The following is a 14651-nucleotide window of genomic DNA, read 5'->3' as shown; positions in this document are numbered from 1 at the left end:
GGTGAGCGTCCCCGCCCGCATCGACCTGCATACCCACTCCACCGCCAGCGACGGCACCCTGACGCCCGCCGAACTGGTCCGGGCCGCCGCCGAGGCCGGGCTCGACGTGGTGGCACTCACCGACCACGACACCACCGCGGGCTGGGCGCCCGCCGTCGCCGCCCTGCCGCCCGGCCTCACCCTGATCCGCGGCGCGGAGATCTCCTGCCGGTGGTTCGGCGCCGAACCGGCGATCCCGCTGCACCTGCTCGCGTACCTGTTCGACCCGGCCGAGCCGCACCTGGCCGCGGAACTGGCCCGGGTCCGCCGGGCCCGCGAGGAACGCGGCGAGCGCATCGTCCGGCTGCTCCAGGCCGACGGCATCCCGGTGAGCTGGACGGAGATCCTGGCCGGCGCGGGCGGCGGCACCGTCGGCCGCCCGCACATCGCGCAGGCGCTGATCCGGGCCGGTCTGGTCACCACCACCACCGAGGCGTTCGGGCCGGACTGGCTCGGCGAGCGGTACCGGCTGCCGAAGGACGACATCGAGGTGTTCCAGGCGGTGGCGCTGGTGCGGGCGGCCGGTGGCGTGCCCGTCTTCGCCCACCCGAGGGCCAGCAGGCGCGGCCGGATCGTGCCGGACGAGCTGATCGCGGACCTGGCGGCGGCCGGCCTGGCCGGGCTGGAGGCCGACCACGAGGACCACGACCCGGCCGAGCGCGCGCACGTCCGCGGGCTCGCCGCCGACCTGGGACTGCTGGTCACCGGCTCGTCCGACTTCCACGGCACGCACAAGACGGTCCGGCTCGGCGCGCACACCACCGACCCCGAGGCGTACGAGCGGATCGTCGCGCAGGCCCGCGGGGTGACCCCTGTCGCTTCGAGCTGAAGCGATCCGACGGCACGGCTACCGTGTCCGCGTGGATCTCAAGCTCTTCGGCGAGGTCTTCGTGACCCTGCTGGTGATCGTTGACCCGCCCGGAATGATGCCCATCTTCCTCGCGCTGACCGGGCCGCTGCCCGCGCGCGACCGCAACCGGGCCGCCTGGCAGGCCGTGGCGCTGGCGCTCGGGGTCATCGTGATCTTCGCGGTGGCGGGGCAGACGATCCTGGCGTACCTGCACGTCGACCTGCCCGCCCTCCAGGCGGCGGGCGGCCTGCTGCTGATCCTGGTCGCGCTGGAGTTGCTGACCGGCAAGGCGGACGACCCGAGCAACCAGGTCACCTCCAACATCGCGCTGGTGCCGCTCGGCACCCCGCTGCTGGCCGGGCCGGGCGCCATCGTGGCGACCATGCTGTTCGTGCAGCAGGCCGGCGGCGCCGTCGACTACCTCGCCATCGGGCTCGCCATCGTCGCGGTGATGGTCACCGTCTGGGTGGTGCTGCGCTTCTCCGGGGGGATCGTCAAGGTGCTGCGCCCCGGCGGCATCGAGGTGCTGACCCGGATCGCCGGTCTGCTGCTGGCCGCCATCGCGGTGCAGCTCATCGCCGACGCGATCGCCGCGTTCGTGACCCAGTACCTCAACAACGCCTGAGCGGGTCCGTCCGCTGTCGTACCCGGATGGCAGGATTCTCCGGGTGCGACGACAGTCAGCAGCCAGCGGCTCCAAGGCTCCCCGACCCCGCGCCGAGCAGTCCGAGCAGCTCGGCTTCGAGGGCATGCCGGAACGCCTGTTCGTCTGCACACCGAGCAAGCTCGGCGCGTACGCGGACTGTCCCCGCCGCTACCGCTACGCCTACGTGGACCGGCCCGCGCCGCCCAAGGGCCCGCCGTGGGCGCACAACTCGCTCGGCGCGAGCGTCCACACCGCGCTGAAGAACTGGTACGTGCTGGCCCCCGACCGCCGCCGCCCCGAGGTGCTCGGCACGCTACTCAAGGGCACCTGGGTCCGCGAGGGCTATCGCGACGACGAGCAGGAGCGCGACGCCTTCCGGCGGGCGCTGACCTGGCTGGAGAGCTACGTGGCGGGCCTCGACCCGGCCGACGAGCCGCTCGGCGTGGAACGGGTGGTCGCGGTCAAGACCGCGGTGCTCGCGTTCAACGGCCGCACCGACCGGATCGACTCGCGTCCCGGCCCGGACGGGCGGCCCGAGCTGGTCATCGTCGACTACAAGACCGGCCGCACCGGGCTCGACGCCGACGACGCGCGCGGCTCGCAGGCGCTCGCGCTCTACGCGTACGCGGCCGAGCGGGTGTTCCGCAAGCCGTGCCGCCGGGTCGAGCTGCACCACCTGCCGACCGGCACCGTCGCCGCGCACGAGCACACGCCGGAGTCCCTGAACCGGCAGCTCACCCGCGCCGAGGACACCGCCCGCGACATCATGGCCGCCGAGCGCGCGGTGGCCGACGGCGCCGACCCCGACGCGGCGTTCCCCACCGAGCCGGGCCCGCGGTGCGGCTGGTGCGACTACCGGCGTACGTGCCCGACCGGCGCGCAGACCCCCGGCAAGGAGCCCTGGTCCGCCGTCGAGCGGTTCGCCGACCCGGAGTGAACGCGGGTCGCCGTCAGGCCGCGGCCAGGCGGGCGGCGCGTTCCTTGGCGGCCTGCTGCAACGGGCCCTCCCGGTAGCGCCGGGGCACCGCGGCCAGCGCCAGCCGCAGCGCCCGCGCGCTCAGGTCCGCCGACAGGGCGGTGGTGGGCAGGCCCAGCCCGCCGTAGAGCCGCAACGCCCACGGCGGCAGCATCCCCAGCGCGGTGGCGGCGATCCCGAAGTACGCCCAGCGCGGCGGACCCAGGTTCAGGCCGACCCGCGCCGGCAGGCTGAGCTTCCACGGGATCGGCGGCGCGGTCAGGAACACCGCGGTCTCGGCCGCCTCCCGGGTCATCCGCAACTGCGGGCGTACGTCCCGGTAGTAGTCGGCCACCTCGGCGGCGGTACCCGGCACGTCGTCCGGGTCCAGCCCGACCAGGGCCGCCGACCGGCGCTGCTCGGTGTAGTAGCCGTCCACCTCGTCGTCGGTGAGCGCCAGCCCGGACCGCCGGGCGGTGCTCACGAACGACTCGACCTCGGTGACGTGCACCCAGCGCAGCAGCTCCGGATCGTCGACGCGGAACTCCTCACCGGTGAACGGGTCGGTGGCGCGCATCCGGGCGTGCCGCGTACGCAGCCGTCGCCCGGCCGCCTCCGCCTCGGCGGTGGTGCCGTAGATCGTCGTTCCCACGTACGTCGCCGTGCGGACGAGCCGCCCCCAGGCGTCGGTGCGGTAGTTGCTGTTCTGGGCGACGCCGGCCATCGCGCGGGGGTGCAGCGCCTGGAGGTAGAGCGAGCGCAGGCCGGCGACGATCAGGATCGGTTCCTCGTGCACCTTCCACGTGACCGATCCCGGACCGAAGAGGCCGAGGTCTTCGGTGTCCACCGATCAAGAGTGCCACGCGCCGTCGTCGGCCGTCCTCGGTGCGGCGGCCAGTCGACGTGCGGCGGTCGTCGGTGCGGCGGTCAGTCGTCGGCGGAGCGGCGGGACTGGCAGGTAGGGCAGAGGCCCCAGAAGGTCACTTCCGCCTCGTCCAGCTCGAAGCCGTGCGCCACGTTCGGGTCCAGGCAGGGGGCGCTGCCGACCGCGCAGTCCACGTCGGCGATCTCCCCGCAGCCCCGGCACACCACGTGGTGGTGGTTGTCGCCGACCCGGGCCTCGTACCGCGCGGGACTGCCGGCCGGCTCGATCCGGCGGGACAGCCCGGCCCGGGACAGGGCGCCGAGGACGTCGTAGACGGCCTGGGTGGAGACCGAGTCGATCCGCCGGCGGACCCGCCGGGTGATCTCGTCGACCTCCAGGTGACCGCCGGCGGAGAGCACGTCCAGCACGGCGAGACGCGGCCGGGTGACCCGTAGGCCCCTCGACCGGAGCAGCTCCTCACCTGTGGACATGGATCCATGACAGCACGGCTCAGGCGGGCCGACAAGCGAGCGTTGTTCACCCGTGGCCGGGGCCACAGGTGAACCGGCACCGCCGCGCCCGCGTGTATCGAAGAAGACGGCGTCACGCCGTACGCTGAGCGCGCCAAACCACCCACTCGCCGGAGGTGTCGGTGTTCAGGGAAATCAACGGTCTGCCCGTCCACGTGCTCGTCATCCATGCGGCGGTGGTGCTGGTGCCGCTGCTGGCACTGCTCGCCGTCGCGTACGGGGTGCTGCCCCGCTGGCGGCCCCGCCTCGGCTGGGCGGTCGCGGCGCTCGCCGTGGTCACCCCGATCGTCGCCTGGGTGGCGACCGAGTCCGGCGAGGAACTGGAGGAGGCCCTGCGCGCGAAGGGCTATCCGCCGGACCGGCTCCAGCAGATCCACGAGCACGCCGAGTACGGCGACACGCTGTTCTGGTTCGCGCTCGGGCTCGGCGTCGTGGCGCTGCTGCTCGTGCTGTCGACGAGCCGCCTCGTCGCGGGCCGGAACCTGCCCCGCTGGCTCCCGATCGTGCTCACCGTCGTGGTGGCGGTGCTCGCGGTCTTCGCGATCGTGTACGTCTACCTGACCGGGGACAGCGGCGCCAAGATGGTCTGGGACGGCGTCGTCTGACCGGTACGGCTCAGAACAGCACCCGCGAGCAGAGCAGGCAGGTGAGCAGCACCAGCACCACTGCGACGGCTGCCCCGATGCCGTAGGTGAGCCGCTGCGCGCGCTGCTCCGCCTGGTCCATCGCGGCCATGTCCTGCGGCGGGAGCCGTCGGGGCGGTGACGGCTGCACGTGTACCGGTGGCCGCCAGCCGGGCGGCGGAGGCGTGCTCGGCGGCGGTCCCGCGTACCCCGAGGGCGGTGGGCCACCAGCGGGCGACCCCGGCCACGCGCCGCCGGCCACCGTCCAGCCGCCCGCCGCCTCCGGCCGGGCCCACGGGCTGTCGGTGGCCGCCTCGCGTGACCACGGGCTGGCGGTCCCGGCCGGTTCGGCGGTGCGGTCCGGTTCATGGGCGCCGTCGGCGTTATTGGCGTCACCCGGCCGAGATCCGGGACCGGCCGGGTGGGCGTCCGCGTTGTCCGCGCCGTCCCGGGGGACCGCCCCGGGGGCGTTCTCCGCGGCGGGCGCCGGTTGGTCCGGGCGTCGCCAGGTCTCGTCGTCGGGGCTGCCACCGCTCGGCGTCGTCACGCCGTCCGACGCTACCAACGCCCCGGGCCGGTCGGCCGCCCGACGCGTCGATCACCGCCACCCCGGCCCGTCGCGCCCGGTGTGTGGCGTTCCGACGGCTCCCGGGCACGGTACGGCCGGGCTCGGGACGATCCGGCCGGTCCCGGGGATCGAGCCGGTGCCCCGTTCGGCGGTATCGTTGCTGCTCGTGACCGACCCCGCCATCCGGACACCGCGCGACGACGACGACCGCGTGGTCGACCTCAGCGACGACTTCGTGGTGCTGCCCGAGCAGACCAGCGACGACACCGACCGCGGCTGGGGCGAGCGCCCCGGCGGCAACGACGACTGGCTGCTCGCCGAACGCCCCCCGCACTGGGGCTGATCGCGTCAGCCGCGTACCACCACGGCGAATCGACTGCCCTCCGGCAACCCGACCGCCCGCCTGGCCTGCTCCGGCGGCAGCGCCAGGTAGAGCGCAGAGGAGCCGTCGACCGCGCCGGTGGCGCCGACCACGTCGAGCACCAGCGCGCGCGGAGCTAGCAGCGTCGGGTCGGGCGAACCGCCGGCCGGCACGACGAGCAGGTCGACGCGGGCACCCGGGCGCAGCACCGCGAGCGCGGCCGGCTCGGCCAGCCGGATCGGCACGCCGACCGCACCGGCCGGCAGGGCGGGGGTGCCGCCGGACGGCGACGCCGTCGCCGAGGCGGCCGGCAGGACGCGGGGTGGTGGGCAGGACGGCGGCGTCCGGAGCACCGCAGCGGCCAGGCCGAGCAGCACCGCGACGAGCGTCACCCGCAGCAGCGTCCGGCGCCGGGGCAGCCCGCGCCAGCGGACCGGACGCAACGTCGCCTCGCCATCCGCCACCGCTGCCTCCCGCCGCCGGTCAACCGTCCGACCCGCAGGCTAGGCCCGGCCTCCCGGCTCCCGCCGCCCCACCGCCCGCCCCTGTGGATAACCCGCCGGCTTGTGGAAAACCGTGCCCCGGGGAGGCCCGCCGTCACCAGCGCGGAGGTCCGGTGCGGCCGGAACCGCCAGCTCGGGGAGGTTGCTGCTTCCGGACCGGCGGATGCAGCAACCTCGCCGAGGTGGCGAGCATCCGCCGCCGGCCGAGCAGCAGCCTCGCCGAGCTGGCGAGCATCCGCCGGCGGCCGAGCAGCAGCCTCCCGAGGTGGCGAGCATCCGCCACCGGCCGAGCAGCAGCCTCGCCGAGCCGGCGAGCATCCGCCGCGAACGGAACGTGGCCGCCCCCGAGCGGGAACGGCCACGTGTCGCGTGCGAGCGGCGGGTCAGGACGAGCTGGACGCCGCCGGTGCCTTGCTCGCCGTCGACCCGGAACCGGACGAAGAGGACGACCCGGACGAGGAAGACGAACCGGACGAGGAGGACGACGAGGACGAGGAGTCCGACGACGAGGACGACTCGGACTTGGCCGGCTTGCTCGTCGTCGAGGCGCCGTTGTCGGAGCCGGACGGACGGGAGTCCGTGCGGTAGAAGCCGGAGCCCTTGAACACGATGCCTACCGAGTTGAAGAGCTTTCGCAGCCGCCCCTCACACGCCGGGCACTCGGTCAGCGGCTCGTCCGAGAAGGACTGCACCGCCTCGAGCTGGTGGCCGCACGCGGTGCAGGCGTACTGGTACGTGGGCACGTTCTCCTCCGGATCTTCGGCACGGCCTTCTGGCACTCGTGGACTTCGAGTGCCAATGGTGCGTCATGACCCCCGGGTTCGTCCAGCGGAAGCGCCCGGGCCCACACCCGGGACCGCCACCAGCCCGTCCGCCGGAGTGATCACACAGTGCACCGGGCGGTCGTGCGGCAGGGCGGGCACCGCCGCGACCAGCTCGCCGTCGTGCAGCAGCGCCACTGTCGGCACTGTGGCGGGCACCCGGGCCAGCGCGCGGTCGTACGAGCCGCCGCCCCGGCCCAGCCGGATGCCGCGGCGGTCCACCGCGACCGCCGGCACCACGACCAGGGCGGCTCCGGCCACCGCGGCACGCCCCCGGGGCGGTGCGGTCGGCTCGCGCAGGCCCCGGCCGGCGGCGCGCAACGACTCCGGGCCGGTGTACGGGGCCCAGTCCAGGTCCAGGTCCCCGCGCAGCACCGGCAGCAGCAGCTCGGCGTCGGGCGGCAGCGCGGCCCGCAGCACGTCCGGCAGGTCGTCCCCGCCGGGCTCCGAGGCAACCGGCACGTACGCGCTCATCCTGGCCGGGCGCAGCCGGCGTACCAACGTCACCAGCTCGGCCTGGACGGCGGCCGCCGCCACCGCGCGGTCGGCCGCGGACAGCGACCGGCGCGCGGCGAGTAGCGCGATGCGCATCTCCCGCTTCGCATCGTGCGCTTCATCCGAAAATTCCGGCACGCAACACTCCTGACGCAACGCTTGCCTAATGGTCGCTCTGTGTCAGCATCGCACCAAGGGAGCGGAACTTCCGGGGGGAAGATTGACGCTACGCGGGCGGTTGACGGCGGCTTTCCTCGCGGTGGTCCTCGGCCCCGTCCTGCTCGGCGCGTTCTTCGTCGGGGCCACGCTCAGCGCCGTCGACCACAGCCGCGCCACCGAGCGGCTGGGCCTGGCCGCGGCCGGTGTCCGTACCTCGATCGACGCACTCTGCCAGCAACTCCGCGCGGCGGCCGACGCGGTCGCGCTGGTCGGCGACCCGGTCGTCCGGTCGCGCGCCGCCGACCAGGTGGTCGCCCGGGGCCTGGCCGCCGCCGTGCTGATCGCCGACGCCGCCGGCCGCACCACCTACACCACGCCCGGCGGGCCGGCCGGGCGCTGGCAGGACTGCGCCGGCGCGCCCGCCACCGGTGTCGCCGCGCTGGCCGCCCAGGTCCGGCTCCGCGACCCGGCCGGCACCGACCTGGGCGCGGTCGCCGCCGCCCAGCCCGTCGACCGGGCCTTCGTGGCGCGGCTCGCCGCCGTGACCGGCGTCGGGATCACCCTCCTCGACGACCCCGGCGGCATCACCCACACGACCGAGGACCAGGGGGTACGCGCAGCGGTGCTGGCCGCCGCCGGCAAGGCGGACGGGAACCGGGTGACCGGGACCGGCGACGGCCGGTACGTGCGCCGGGTCGGCCCGTCTCCCGGTCAGCCGCTGCCGCTGGTGCTGTCGGTGCCGGGGGAACGTGCGCCCGGCCTGTACGGGGCGCTGATCGCCGCGGTCGCGCTCGCCGCCCTGCTCGCAGTGCTCGCGGCCTGGCGACTGGCCCGGGTGACCACCCGGCCGCTCGGTGAGCTGGCCGGCGCGGTGGACCGAGTGGCGCGCGGCGACCTGAGCGCCCGGGTGCCGGTGCGCAGCCGCGACGAGATCGGACGGCTGGCCAGCGCGTTCAACCGGATGACCCGGGAGACCGGCACCTACGTGACGGCGCTGACCAGCAGCCGCGACCAGCTCCGCAACCACCTCGCAGTGCTCGGCGACACGCTCGCCAGCACGCACGACCTGCAACGCATCCTGCGGGTGATCCTGGACAGCGCGATCGCCGCCACCGGCGCCCGGGCCGGCGCGGTGCTGCTGGTCGACGGCGACGGCGTACTCGTCGGCCGGTGCGTGGAAGGTCTGACCGGACGCCGGCCGACGGGCGATCCGGCCGACCCGGCGACGCTGCGGGTGCCGGTCGGCGCCGGGGTGCTCGGCGCGGTGGCCGCCACCGGCGAACCGCTGCGCGGACGGTGGGCGCCGCCGGACACGCCGACCGGGGAGCCGTCCTGCGAGACGTACGTGGCGGTGCCGTTCGCCACCCCCGGCGGCGCCGAACCGCGCGGCCCGGACCGGCCCGGCCATCCGCCCGCCGACGGCGACCCGCCCGGCTCGGCCTGCGCGGCGCTCGGCGTGCTCGTGCTCTACGACCGGCTCGGCGGGCACGAGTTCCACGACGACGACGTGGTGACGCTGCGGACGTTCGCCGGGCACGCCGCGGTCGCCGTGGAGAACGTCCGGGTGCACGAGGAGGCGCAACGGCTCTCCCTCACCGACCCGCTGACCGGGCTGTGGAACTACCGCTACCTGCGCGAGTCGATCCGCCGCGAGGTGGAGCGGGCGAACCGGTTCGGCCGGATGCTCAGCGTCCTCGCGCTCGACCTGGACCGCTTCAAGAACGTCAACGACACCTGGGGGCACGCCGCCGGGGACGCCGTGCTGGTCGAGTTCGCCCGCCGGGTACGCGGCGTGATCCGCGAGGTGGACCTGGCGTTCCGGCAGGGCGGCGAGGAGTTCGTGGTGCTGCTGCCGGAGACCGACGCCCGGGGCGCCACGATCGTCGCCGAGCGGCTCGGCGCTGTGGTACGCGACCAGCCGGTGGCGGTCGACGGGAACGGCGACGAGCCGGTGCGGGTGCCGGTGACCGTCTCCATCGGCATCGCCGTCTACCCGGACCACGCGGCCGGCGGCCAGCAGGTGCTCGACGCCGCCGACGACGCGTTGTACGCGGCGAAGGCCGCCGGACGCGACGGCTACCGGCTCGCCCCGGCGCCCGATCCGGTCCCCACCCAGGAGATCCCGGTGGTGGCCGCCGGCGTCAGCCCGCCGGACGGGCTGCCCCGGGCCGGCGCGGCGGACCCGGCGGGCACCGTCCAGGGCGGCGCGTCTTCCGGTCCTCACCCGCCGCGGCAGAGCCGTGGCCGATAGTCTCGCGACATGTCGGAGCACTCAGCGAACCCCTCAGCGGCCCCCGGTCGCTCCCGCGCGGTCAAGGCCGTGATCCCGGCCGCCGGCCTGGCCACCCGGTTCCTGCCGGCCACCAAGGCGGTTCCCAAGGAACTGCTGCCGGTCGTCGACCGGCCGGTGCTGCAGTACATCGTCGAGGAGGCCGCCCAGGCCGGCATCGACGACATCCTGCTGATCACCGGTCGCGGCAAGACCTCGATGGTGGACCACTTCGACCGCCGGCCGGACCTGGAGGAACGGCTCGCCAAGAAGCCCGAGCTGCTGGCCGAGGTCAAGCGCACCGAGGAACTCGCCGCGATCTACACGGTCCGCCAGCCGGAACAGCTCGGCCTCGGTCACGCTGTCGGGTACGCCGAGTCGCACGTCGGCGACGCGCCCTTCGCGGTGCTGCTCGGCGACGAGTTCGTCAAGCCCTCCGAGCCGCTGCTGCCGGCCATGCTGGAACTCCAGGCCCGCACCGGCGGCGTGGTGCTCGCGTTCTTCGAGGTCGACCCGGCCGAGACCAGCCGCTACGGCATCGCGTCGGTCGAGCCGGCCGAGTCGGAATACTCCGACATCGCCGAGGTCGTCAAGGTCACCGGCATGGTGGAGAAGCCCAGCCCGGAGGACGCCCCCAGCAACCTCGCCGTCCTCGGCCGGTACGTGCTCCCCGGGAAGATCTTCGACGCGATCCGGCGTACCCGACCGGGCAGCGGCGGCGAGATCCAGCTGACCGACGCGATGGAGCTGCTGCGTACCGAGGGGGTGCCGGTGCACGCCATCGTCTACCGGGGCACCCGCTACGACACCGGCATGCCGCTCGGCTACCTCCAGACCGTGGTGCAGATCGCCGCCGAGCGGGAGGACCTGGGCGCCGAGTTCCGCAAGTGGCTCACCGAGTTCGTCAACAACGGCGACGAGACGGTCACCGCCGCGGTCCTCAACGGCATCCGCGACGCGTCCGGCGGTGCCGATACATGACAGCGACGGCCGACGCCGAGGCGGCCGCGAACGAGTTGACGCCGCTCGCTGACTACCTGGGCAGTGTGCTGCGCAGGTTACGCGCGCTGCCTCCACTCGACCTCGACCTGACCCAGGCGTACGGCAACGTGCTCGCCGAGGACGTGGTCGCCCCGCACTCGTACCCCGCCTTCGACCAGGCGGCGGTGGACGGGTACGCCGCGCGCTGGGAGGACATCTCCGGTGGGAGTCGGGGGCCGGGCTACGTCCCGGCCCCCTCCGGTATGCCCGGCGGCCGCAGCATCCGCCTCAACGTGGTGGGTGACCTGGGCGCGGCGAGCTGGCGACCGGTGCGGCTCACCCCCGGCGCCTGCTTCTCGGTCGCGGCGGGCGCGCCGCTGCCGATCGGCGCGGACGTGGTCGTCCCGGTGGAGTGGACCGACCAGGGCATGGCCGCCGTCGAGATCTTCCGCGCCCCCAAACGGGGGTACGGCCTGCGCCGCGCCGGGGATGAACTCGTCGCCGGCACGCTGCTCGCCCGCGCCGGGGCGTACGTCTCACCGGCCCTGGTCGCGGTGTTCGCCGCCACCGGCATCGGGCACGTGGTGGTGCGGCCGAGCCCGCGCGTGGTCATCGTGGCCACCGGCGACGAGCTGGTGGACGTGGGCCGGGGCAGCCAGCCCGGCCAGGTGGTGGACACCAACTCGCACGCGCTGACCGCGGCGGCGGCGGAGGCGGGCGCGCTCGCGTACCGGGTGGGGATCTGCGACGACGACCCGGAGGCGCTGCGCGGCCTGCTGGAGGACCAGACGCTGCGCGCCGACCTGATCATCACCACCGGCGGCACCGGCACCGGTCCCGGCGACATGGTCCGCCGCATCCTGTCCCGCCGCGACGGCGGGCGCGCCGGGCCGGTCGCCTTCACAGAGGTGGCCCTCTATCCCGGAACGGCTCTCGGGTTCGGTACGGTCGGCGCCGAGGAGGTGCCGGTGGTGTGTCTTCCCGGTGAGCCCGGCGCGGCGCTGATCGGCTTCGAGGTGCTGGCCCGCCCGGCCATCCAGCTGCTGGCCGGGGCCGAGCCGGTGTTCCGGCCGAGCGTCCGCGCGCACCTGCTGGAGACGGTCTCGTCCCCGGTGGGGCTGCGCGAGTTCCGGCCCGCGCACGTGGCCGAGCGGCGCGGCGGCGGGTACACCGTGCAGCCGCTCGCCGGTGGCCCGTACACGCTCTCCGGCCTGGCCGAGGCCAACGGCCTGCTGGTGCTCGGCGAGCGGGTCACCACTGCGGCTGCCGGGTCTACGGTGGACGTGCTCCTGCTGGACCGGCGCCGGTGAGCGCGAGGAGTGAGCTTGCGAGCCCCGCAGTCGCGAGCGAAAGGCAAGCTCGGTGAGCGCGAGGAGTGAGCTTGCGAGCCCCGCAGTCGCGAGCGGAAGGCAAGCTCGGTGAGGTTCCGGCGGGCGCCGGGGTGGCCGGCGGTGCTGGTGGACGGTCCGGTGGTACTGCGGCCGTACCGGCGTTCGGACGCCGCCGCCTGGTCGGAGATCCGGCGCGCGAACCGCGAGTGGCTGGCGCCGTGGGAGTCCCATGTGCCCGGCGGCTGGTACGAGACGAACTCGCCCGCCGCGTTCCGCCTGGTGCACGCCGACCAGCGCAAGTCCGCGCGTACCGGTGAGGGCATGCCATTCGCCGTCTGCCTCCGCGAGAACGGGCAGGAGCGGCTGGTCGGCCACCTGAACGTGGGCAGCATCGTGCGACGGGCGTTCTGCTCCGGGTACGTGGGCTACTGGGTGGACTCCAGGGTGGCCGGTCGCGGCGTGATCCCGACCGCTGTGGCGCTCGCCGTGGACCACGCGTTCGGACCGGGCGGTCTGCACCGGATCGAGGTGAACATCCGGCCGGAGAACATGCCCTCCCGGCGGGTGGTGGAGAAACTCGGCTTCCGCGAGGAGGCCTATCACGTGCGCTACATGCACATCGACGGCGCGTGGCGGGACCACATCGGATACGCGATGACGGGCGAGGAAGTAGTAGCCGAGGGCGGCTTGCTGGCGCGGTGGCACCGCGTACGTGACAACCGCCGCTGAGGCGAACGCCCGGCGCGGCGCACTGTGAACCGGGTCGGCGGCCCGTAACCTCAAGTAACTGCAAGCTGTGGCAAGCGCTGCCCGCCCGCACGAAGTGCGCCGTAAACGACGGTAGACGGAAGAAGTTGCGGCGGCGGCGCTCGCCGGAGAACTTTGGTGACGGGAGGGGTGAGGGTGCCCACGTCGGTGCTCCTCGCCGTCCTCGCCGCCGCCGGTCTGCTCGCCCTCGCTCCGGCGCTGGTCCGCCGGTACGACGCCACCGAGCGGCTGGTGGCGGAGCGGGCGCAGTCGACGGCGCGGGTGCTCCAGCGCCGGCGTCGACGGCGCACCGTGCCCGGGCGGCGACCGCTGCACCCGCCGCGCTCCCTCGTCGTGACCCTCAGTGAAGACTCCGACACGGGCAGTCTTGCCCGTCCGGTCTCCGCACCGCCACTGCGCCGACGCTCCGGGCGACTCCGGCCCGTCTCCGCGGTGCCGGCCCAGTCCCGCCGACGGCACCCGCCCCGGCGACGGCACACCCCGGCGATCTATCGCCGGCGCCGGGTGCTGGCCGCGCTGCTGCTGCTCAACCTGGTCGAATTGGGCGGCGTGGTGCTCGTCGGACCCGGGTTCTGGATCAGTGTCTCGGTCACCGGCGCGCTGCTCGTCGCGTACGTCGTACACCTGCGGCAGCGTGCCCTGGCCGAACGCCGACGGCGGCGCGCGGACGCCCGGGAGGCGGCCTGGCTGGCCGCCCGCCAGGCCGAGGTGCGCCGCGAGCAGGCCCGGCGCGCGGCGGCCCGACGGGAGGCGCAGCGCCGGCTGGCCGCCCAGCGCGAGGCGGTCCGGCGTACGGCGATGGGGCTGGACCGTCCCGCGGACCTGCCACCGGCGGCGAGCGGCGGCTCGGTGTCCTACCGGCGGGCGGGCGGCCTGCGCGGACGCCCCTACCAGTCCGGCCGAGGCGCCTGACCGCCGTGTCGGCGCCTTGCTGGTGGCGATCTTGGAAGGTCTCGGCCCCTCCGGGGGCCTTTTCCTTCCAAGATCTACGGGGCGGCGGGGCGGTTCGCGTCGTGGGGGCGCGACCTGTTAGCCTTGTCGTCGGCCCGCCCGGTGAAAGCCGGGTGGGACCGACGCTGGTTCGCCGGCGGAGGGGCTGTGGCGCAGACCGGTAGCGCACCTCGTTCGCATCGAGGGGGTCAGGGGTTCAAATCCCCTCAGCTCCACCCAGTTCAAAGGCCGTTTCCGCCAGTCGGAGACGGCCTTTTCGATCTCGTACGGGGCAGCCCACCGGAACCACGTGCACTGCTAGCTTGCTCTCTCCGCGCACAACAGGGGAGCACAGATGCCCGACGTGGCCCTCATCGCCGGGCCGGTCATCGACCTGGCCTCCGCTGCGTCGGCGCTGGCAGACGCCCTCGGCCTGCAGGTCGTCAGCGCAGGCAATGTCTTCCGCGAGCATGTACAGCAGCAGACTCCGCTGGGCGAAGAGGCGAACGGTTACATGCAGGCCGGACAGCTCGTCACCGATGAACTGATGGCCAGAGCCGTCGCCGGCGCACTAACCGGCGTCGACGGTGGCTGGGCGCTGTACGGCTTCCCTCGCACGATCCGTCAGGCCGAGTTGCTGACGCGGAGCGGCCATGTTCCCGACACGGTGATCGAACTCGTCCTGCCTGAGGACCAACTCCACCTCGCCGTTCAGCGCCGGGTGGAACGACGGATGGAACTCGATCCCCAGGTCGCCGTGCGGCGCCAGGAACTCCTGCTCACGTACGCGCACGCACAGGAGAACCACCAGGCGCAGATGGAGCCGTTGCGCGCCTACTGCCGAGCCCGTGGCCTGCTGCAAACCGTGAGTGGCTTCGGCGACCTCCAAGACGTAGCAGCGAGAATGATCCCTATTGCCTCCCAAGGCCAACGCCGTCCGTGAGATCGAGCAGGTGG

17 protein-coding genes and 1 tRNA gene are annotated in these 14651 nt (G+C 74.3%); 13 read left to right on the top strand and 5 right to left on the bottom strand.

The genetic code is table 11. The annotated features are described in order from the left end of the window. Position 1 precedes the first annotated feature (1 nt). The 3 genes from BFV98_RS15875 (at position 2) to BFV98_RS15865 (ending at position 2472) form a co-directional block, all read left to right on the top strand. Positions 2-868 (top strand): PHP domain-containing protein, encoded by an 867-nt coding sequence (locus BFV98_RS15875; protein ID WP_071096902.1) that lies wholly within the window; start codon positions 2-4, stop codon positions 866-868. Between the two features lie 31 nt (positions 869-899). Further along, positions 900-1514, top strand: a complete 615-nt coding sequence (locus BFV98_RS15870; RefSeq protein WP_013283903.1) for a MarC family protein — start codon at positions 900-902, stop codon at positions 1512-1514. 124 nt (positions 1515-1638) lie between these two features. Further along, positions 1639-2472: a PD-(D/E)XK nuclease family protein gene (locus BFV98_RS15865; RefSeq protein ID WP_255368351.1), complete on the top strand. Its 834-nt coding sequence runs from the start codon at positions 1639-1641 to the stop codon at positions 2470-2472. Positions 2473-2485: 13 nt separating this feature from the next. Here the strand turns inward: BFV98_RS15865 and BFV98_RS15860 are convergent, their stop codons facing one another. Beyond that, the gene (locus BFV98_RS15860) at positions 2486-3337 is read right to left on the bottom strand and encodes an oxygenase MpaB family protein (protein WP_071096899.1); all 852 of its coding nucleotides are present in this window, start codon (positions 3335-3337) and stop codon (positions 2486-2488) included. An 80-nt stretch (positions 3338-3417) separates the two neighbouring features. Further along, positions 3418-3846: a Fur family transcriptional regulator gene (locus tag BFV98_RS15855; protein ID WP_013473912.1), complete on the bottom strand. Its 429-nt coding sequence runs from the start codon at positions 3844-3846 to the stop codon at positions 3418-3420. A gap of 161 nt (positions 3847-4007) precedes the next feature. On the opposite strand from BFV98_RS15855, the gene BFV98_RS15850 reads away from it, so the two are divergent. Then, complete coding sequence (locus BFV98_RS15850; RefSeq protein WP_030273618.1) at positions 4008-4490, top strand: DUF2231 domain-containing protein; 483 nt, start codon at positions 4008-4010, stop codon at positions 4488-4490. Positions 4491-4500: 10 nt separating this feature from the next. Here BFV98_RS15850 and BFV98_RS15845 read toward each other — a convergent pair whose 3' ends face one another. Further along, positions 4501-5055, bottom strand: coding sequence for a hypothetical protein (locus BFV98_RS15845; RefSeq protein ID WP_176921703.1), 555 nt, complete (start codon positions 5053-5055; stop codon positions 4501-4503). A 187-nt stretch (positions 5056-5242) separates the two neighbouring features. On the opposite strand from BFV98_RS15845, the gene BFV98_RS32280 reads away from it, so the two are divergent. Beyond that, on the top strand, positions 5243-5419 hold the full coding sequence (locus tag BFV98_RS32280) for a hypothetical protein (protein ID WP_174361685.1): 177 nt from the start codon (positions 5243-5245) through the stop codon (positions 5417-5419). A gap of 5 nt (positions 5420-5424) precedes the next feature. Here the strand turns inward: BFV98_RS32280 and BFV98_RS15835 are convergent, their stop codons facing one another. Then, complete coding sequence (locus BFV98_RS15835) at positions 5425-5901, bottom strand: hypothetical protein (RefSeq protein WP_013283910.1); 477 nt, start codon at positions 5899-5901, stop codon at positions 5425-5427. 408 nt (positions 5902-6309) lie between these two features. Here BFV98_RS15835 and BFV98_RS32700 point away from each other — a divergent pair, with 408 nt between their 5' ends. Next, the gene (locus BFV98_RS32700) at positions 6310-6528 is read left to right on the top strand and encodes a hypothetical protein (protein ID WP_071096895.1); all 219 of its coding nucleotides are present in this window, start codon (positions 6310-6312) and stop codon (positions 6526-6528) included. A 218-nt stretch (positions 6529-6746) separates the two neighbouring features. Here the strand turns inward: BFV98_RS32700 and BFV98_RS15825 are convergent, their stop codons facing one another. Then, a complete protein-coding gene (locus BFV98_RS15825; protein ID WP_013283912.1) occupies positions 6747-7394 on the bottom strand; it encodes a 5-formyltetrahydrofolate cyclo-ligase in 648 nt (215 codons plus the stop codon). 82 nt (positions 7395-7476) lie between these two features. Between BFV98_RS15825 and BFV98_RS15820 the strand changes: the two genes are divergently transcribed. The 7 genes from BFV98_RS15820 (at position 7477) to BFV98_RS15790 (ending at position 14637) form a co-directional block, all read left to right on the top strand. After that, on the top strand, positions 7477-9666 hold the full coding sequence (locus BFV98_RS15820) for a diguanylate cyclase (protein ID WP_049794804.1): 2190 nt from the start codon (positions 7477-7479) through the stop codon (positions 9664-9666). Between the two features lie 9 nt (positions 9667-9675). Then, positions 9676-10665, top strand: coding sequence for a UTP--glucose-1-phosphate uridylyltransferase (locus BFV98_RS15815; protein ID WP_013283914.1), 990 nt, complete (start codon positions 9676-9678; stop codon positions 10663-10665). Beyond that, positions 10662-11975: a gephyrin-like molybdotransferase Glp gene (gene glp, locus BFV98_RS15810; protein WP_013473918.1), complete on the top strand. Its 1314-nt coding sequence runs from the start codon at positions 10662-10664 to the stop codon at positions 11973-11975. Before BFV98_RS15815 ends, glp begins: the two co-directional genes overlap by 4 nt. A 108-nt stretch (positions 11976-12083) precedes the next feature. After that, positions 12084-12725: a GNAT family N-acetyltransferase gene (locus tag BFV98_RS15805; protein WP_071096893.1), complete on the top strand. Its 642-nt coding sequence runs from the start codon at positions 12084-12086 to the stop codon at positions 12723-12725. A 168-nt stretch (positions 12726-12893) separates the two neighbouring features. Next, positions 12894-13676, top strand: coding sequence for a hypothetical protein (locus BFV98_RS15800; RefSeq protein WP_176739738.1), 783 nt, complete (start codon positions 12894-12896; stop codon positions 13674-13676). 180 nt (positions 13677-13856) lie between these two features. Continuing rightward, positions 13857-13930, top strand: a tRNA-Ala gene (locus tag BFV98_RS15795). A gap of 119 nt (positions 13931-14049) precedes the next feature. Then, entirely contained in the window at positions 14050-14637 is a 588-nt protein-coding gene (locus BFV98_RS15790; RefSeq protein ID WP_071096891.1) for a nucleoside monophosphate kinase, read from the top strand. The last annotated feature ends 14 nt before the right edge of the window (positions 14638-14651 follow it).

The organism is Micromonospora sp. WMMB235 (assembly GCF_001855515.1).
GTDB lineage: Bacteria > Actinomycetota > Actinomycetes > Mycobacteriales > Micromonosporaceae > Micromonospora > Micromonospora aurantiaca.
This window is presented reverse-complemented; position numbering and strand designations above follow the sequence as displayed.

What these genes read in the sequence shown, in the direction of transcription:
- BFV98_RS15865 (WP_255368351.1), top strand. Translation starts at nt 1,639, where the DNA reads ATGCCGGAACGCCTGTTCGTCTGCACACCGAGCAAGCTCGGCGCGTAC.
- BFV98_RS15855 (WP_013473912.1), bottom strand. Translation starts at nt 3,846, where the DNA reads ATGTCCACAGGTGAGGAGCTGCTCCGGTCGAGGGGCCTACGGGTCACC.
- BFV98_RS15815 (WP_013283914.1), top strand. Translation starts at nt 9,676, where the DNA reads ATGTCGGAGCACTCAGCGAACCCCTCAGCGGCCCCCGGTCGCTCCCGC.
- glp (WP_013473918.1), top strand. Translation starts at nt 10,662, where the DNA reads ATGACAGCGACGGCCGACGCCGAGGCGGCCGCGAACGAGTTGACGCCG.
- BFV98_RS15790 (WP_071096891.1), top strand. Translation starts at nt 14,050, where the DNA reads ATGCCCGACGTGGCCCTCATCGCCGGGCCGGTCATCGACCTGGCCTCC.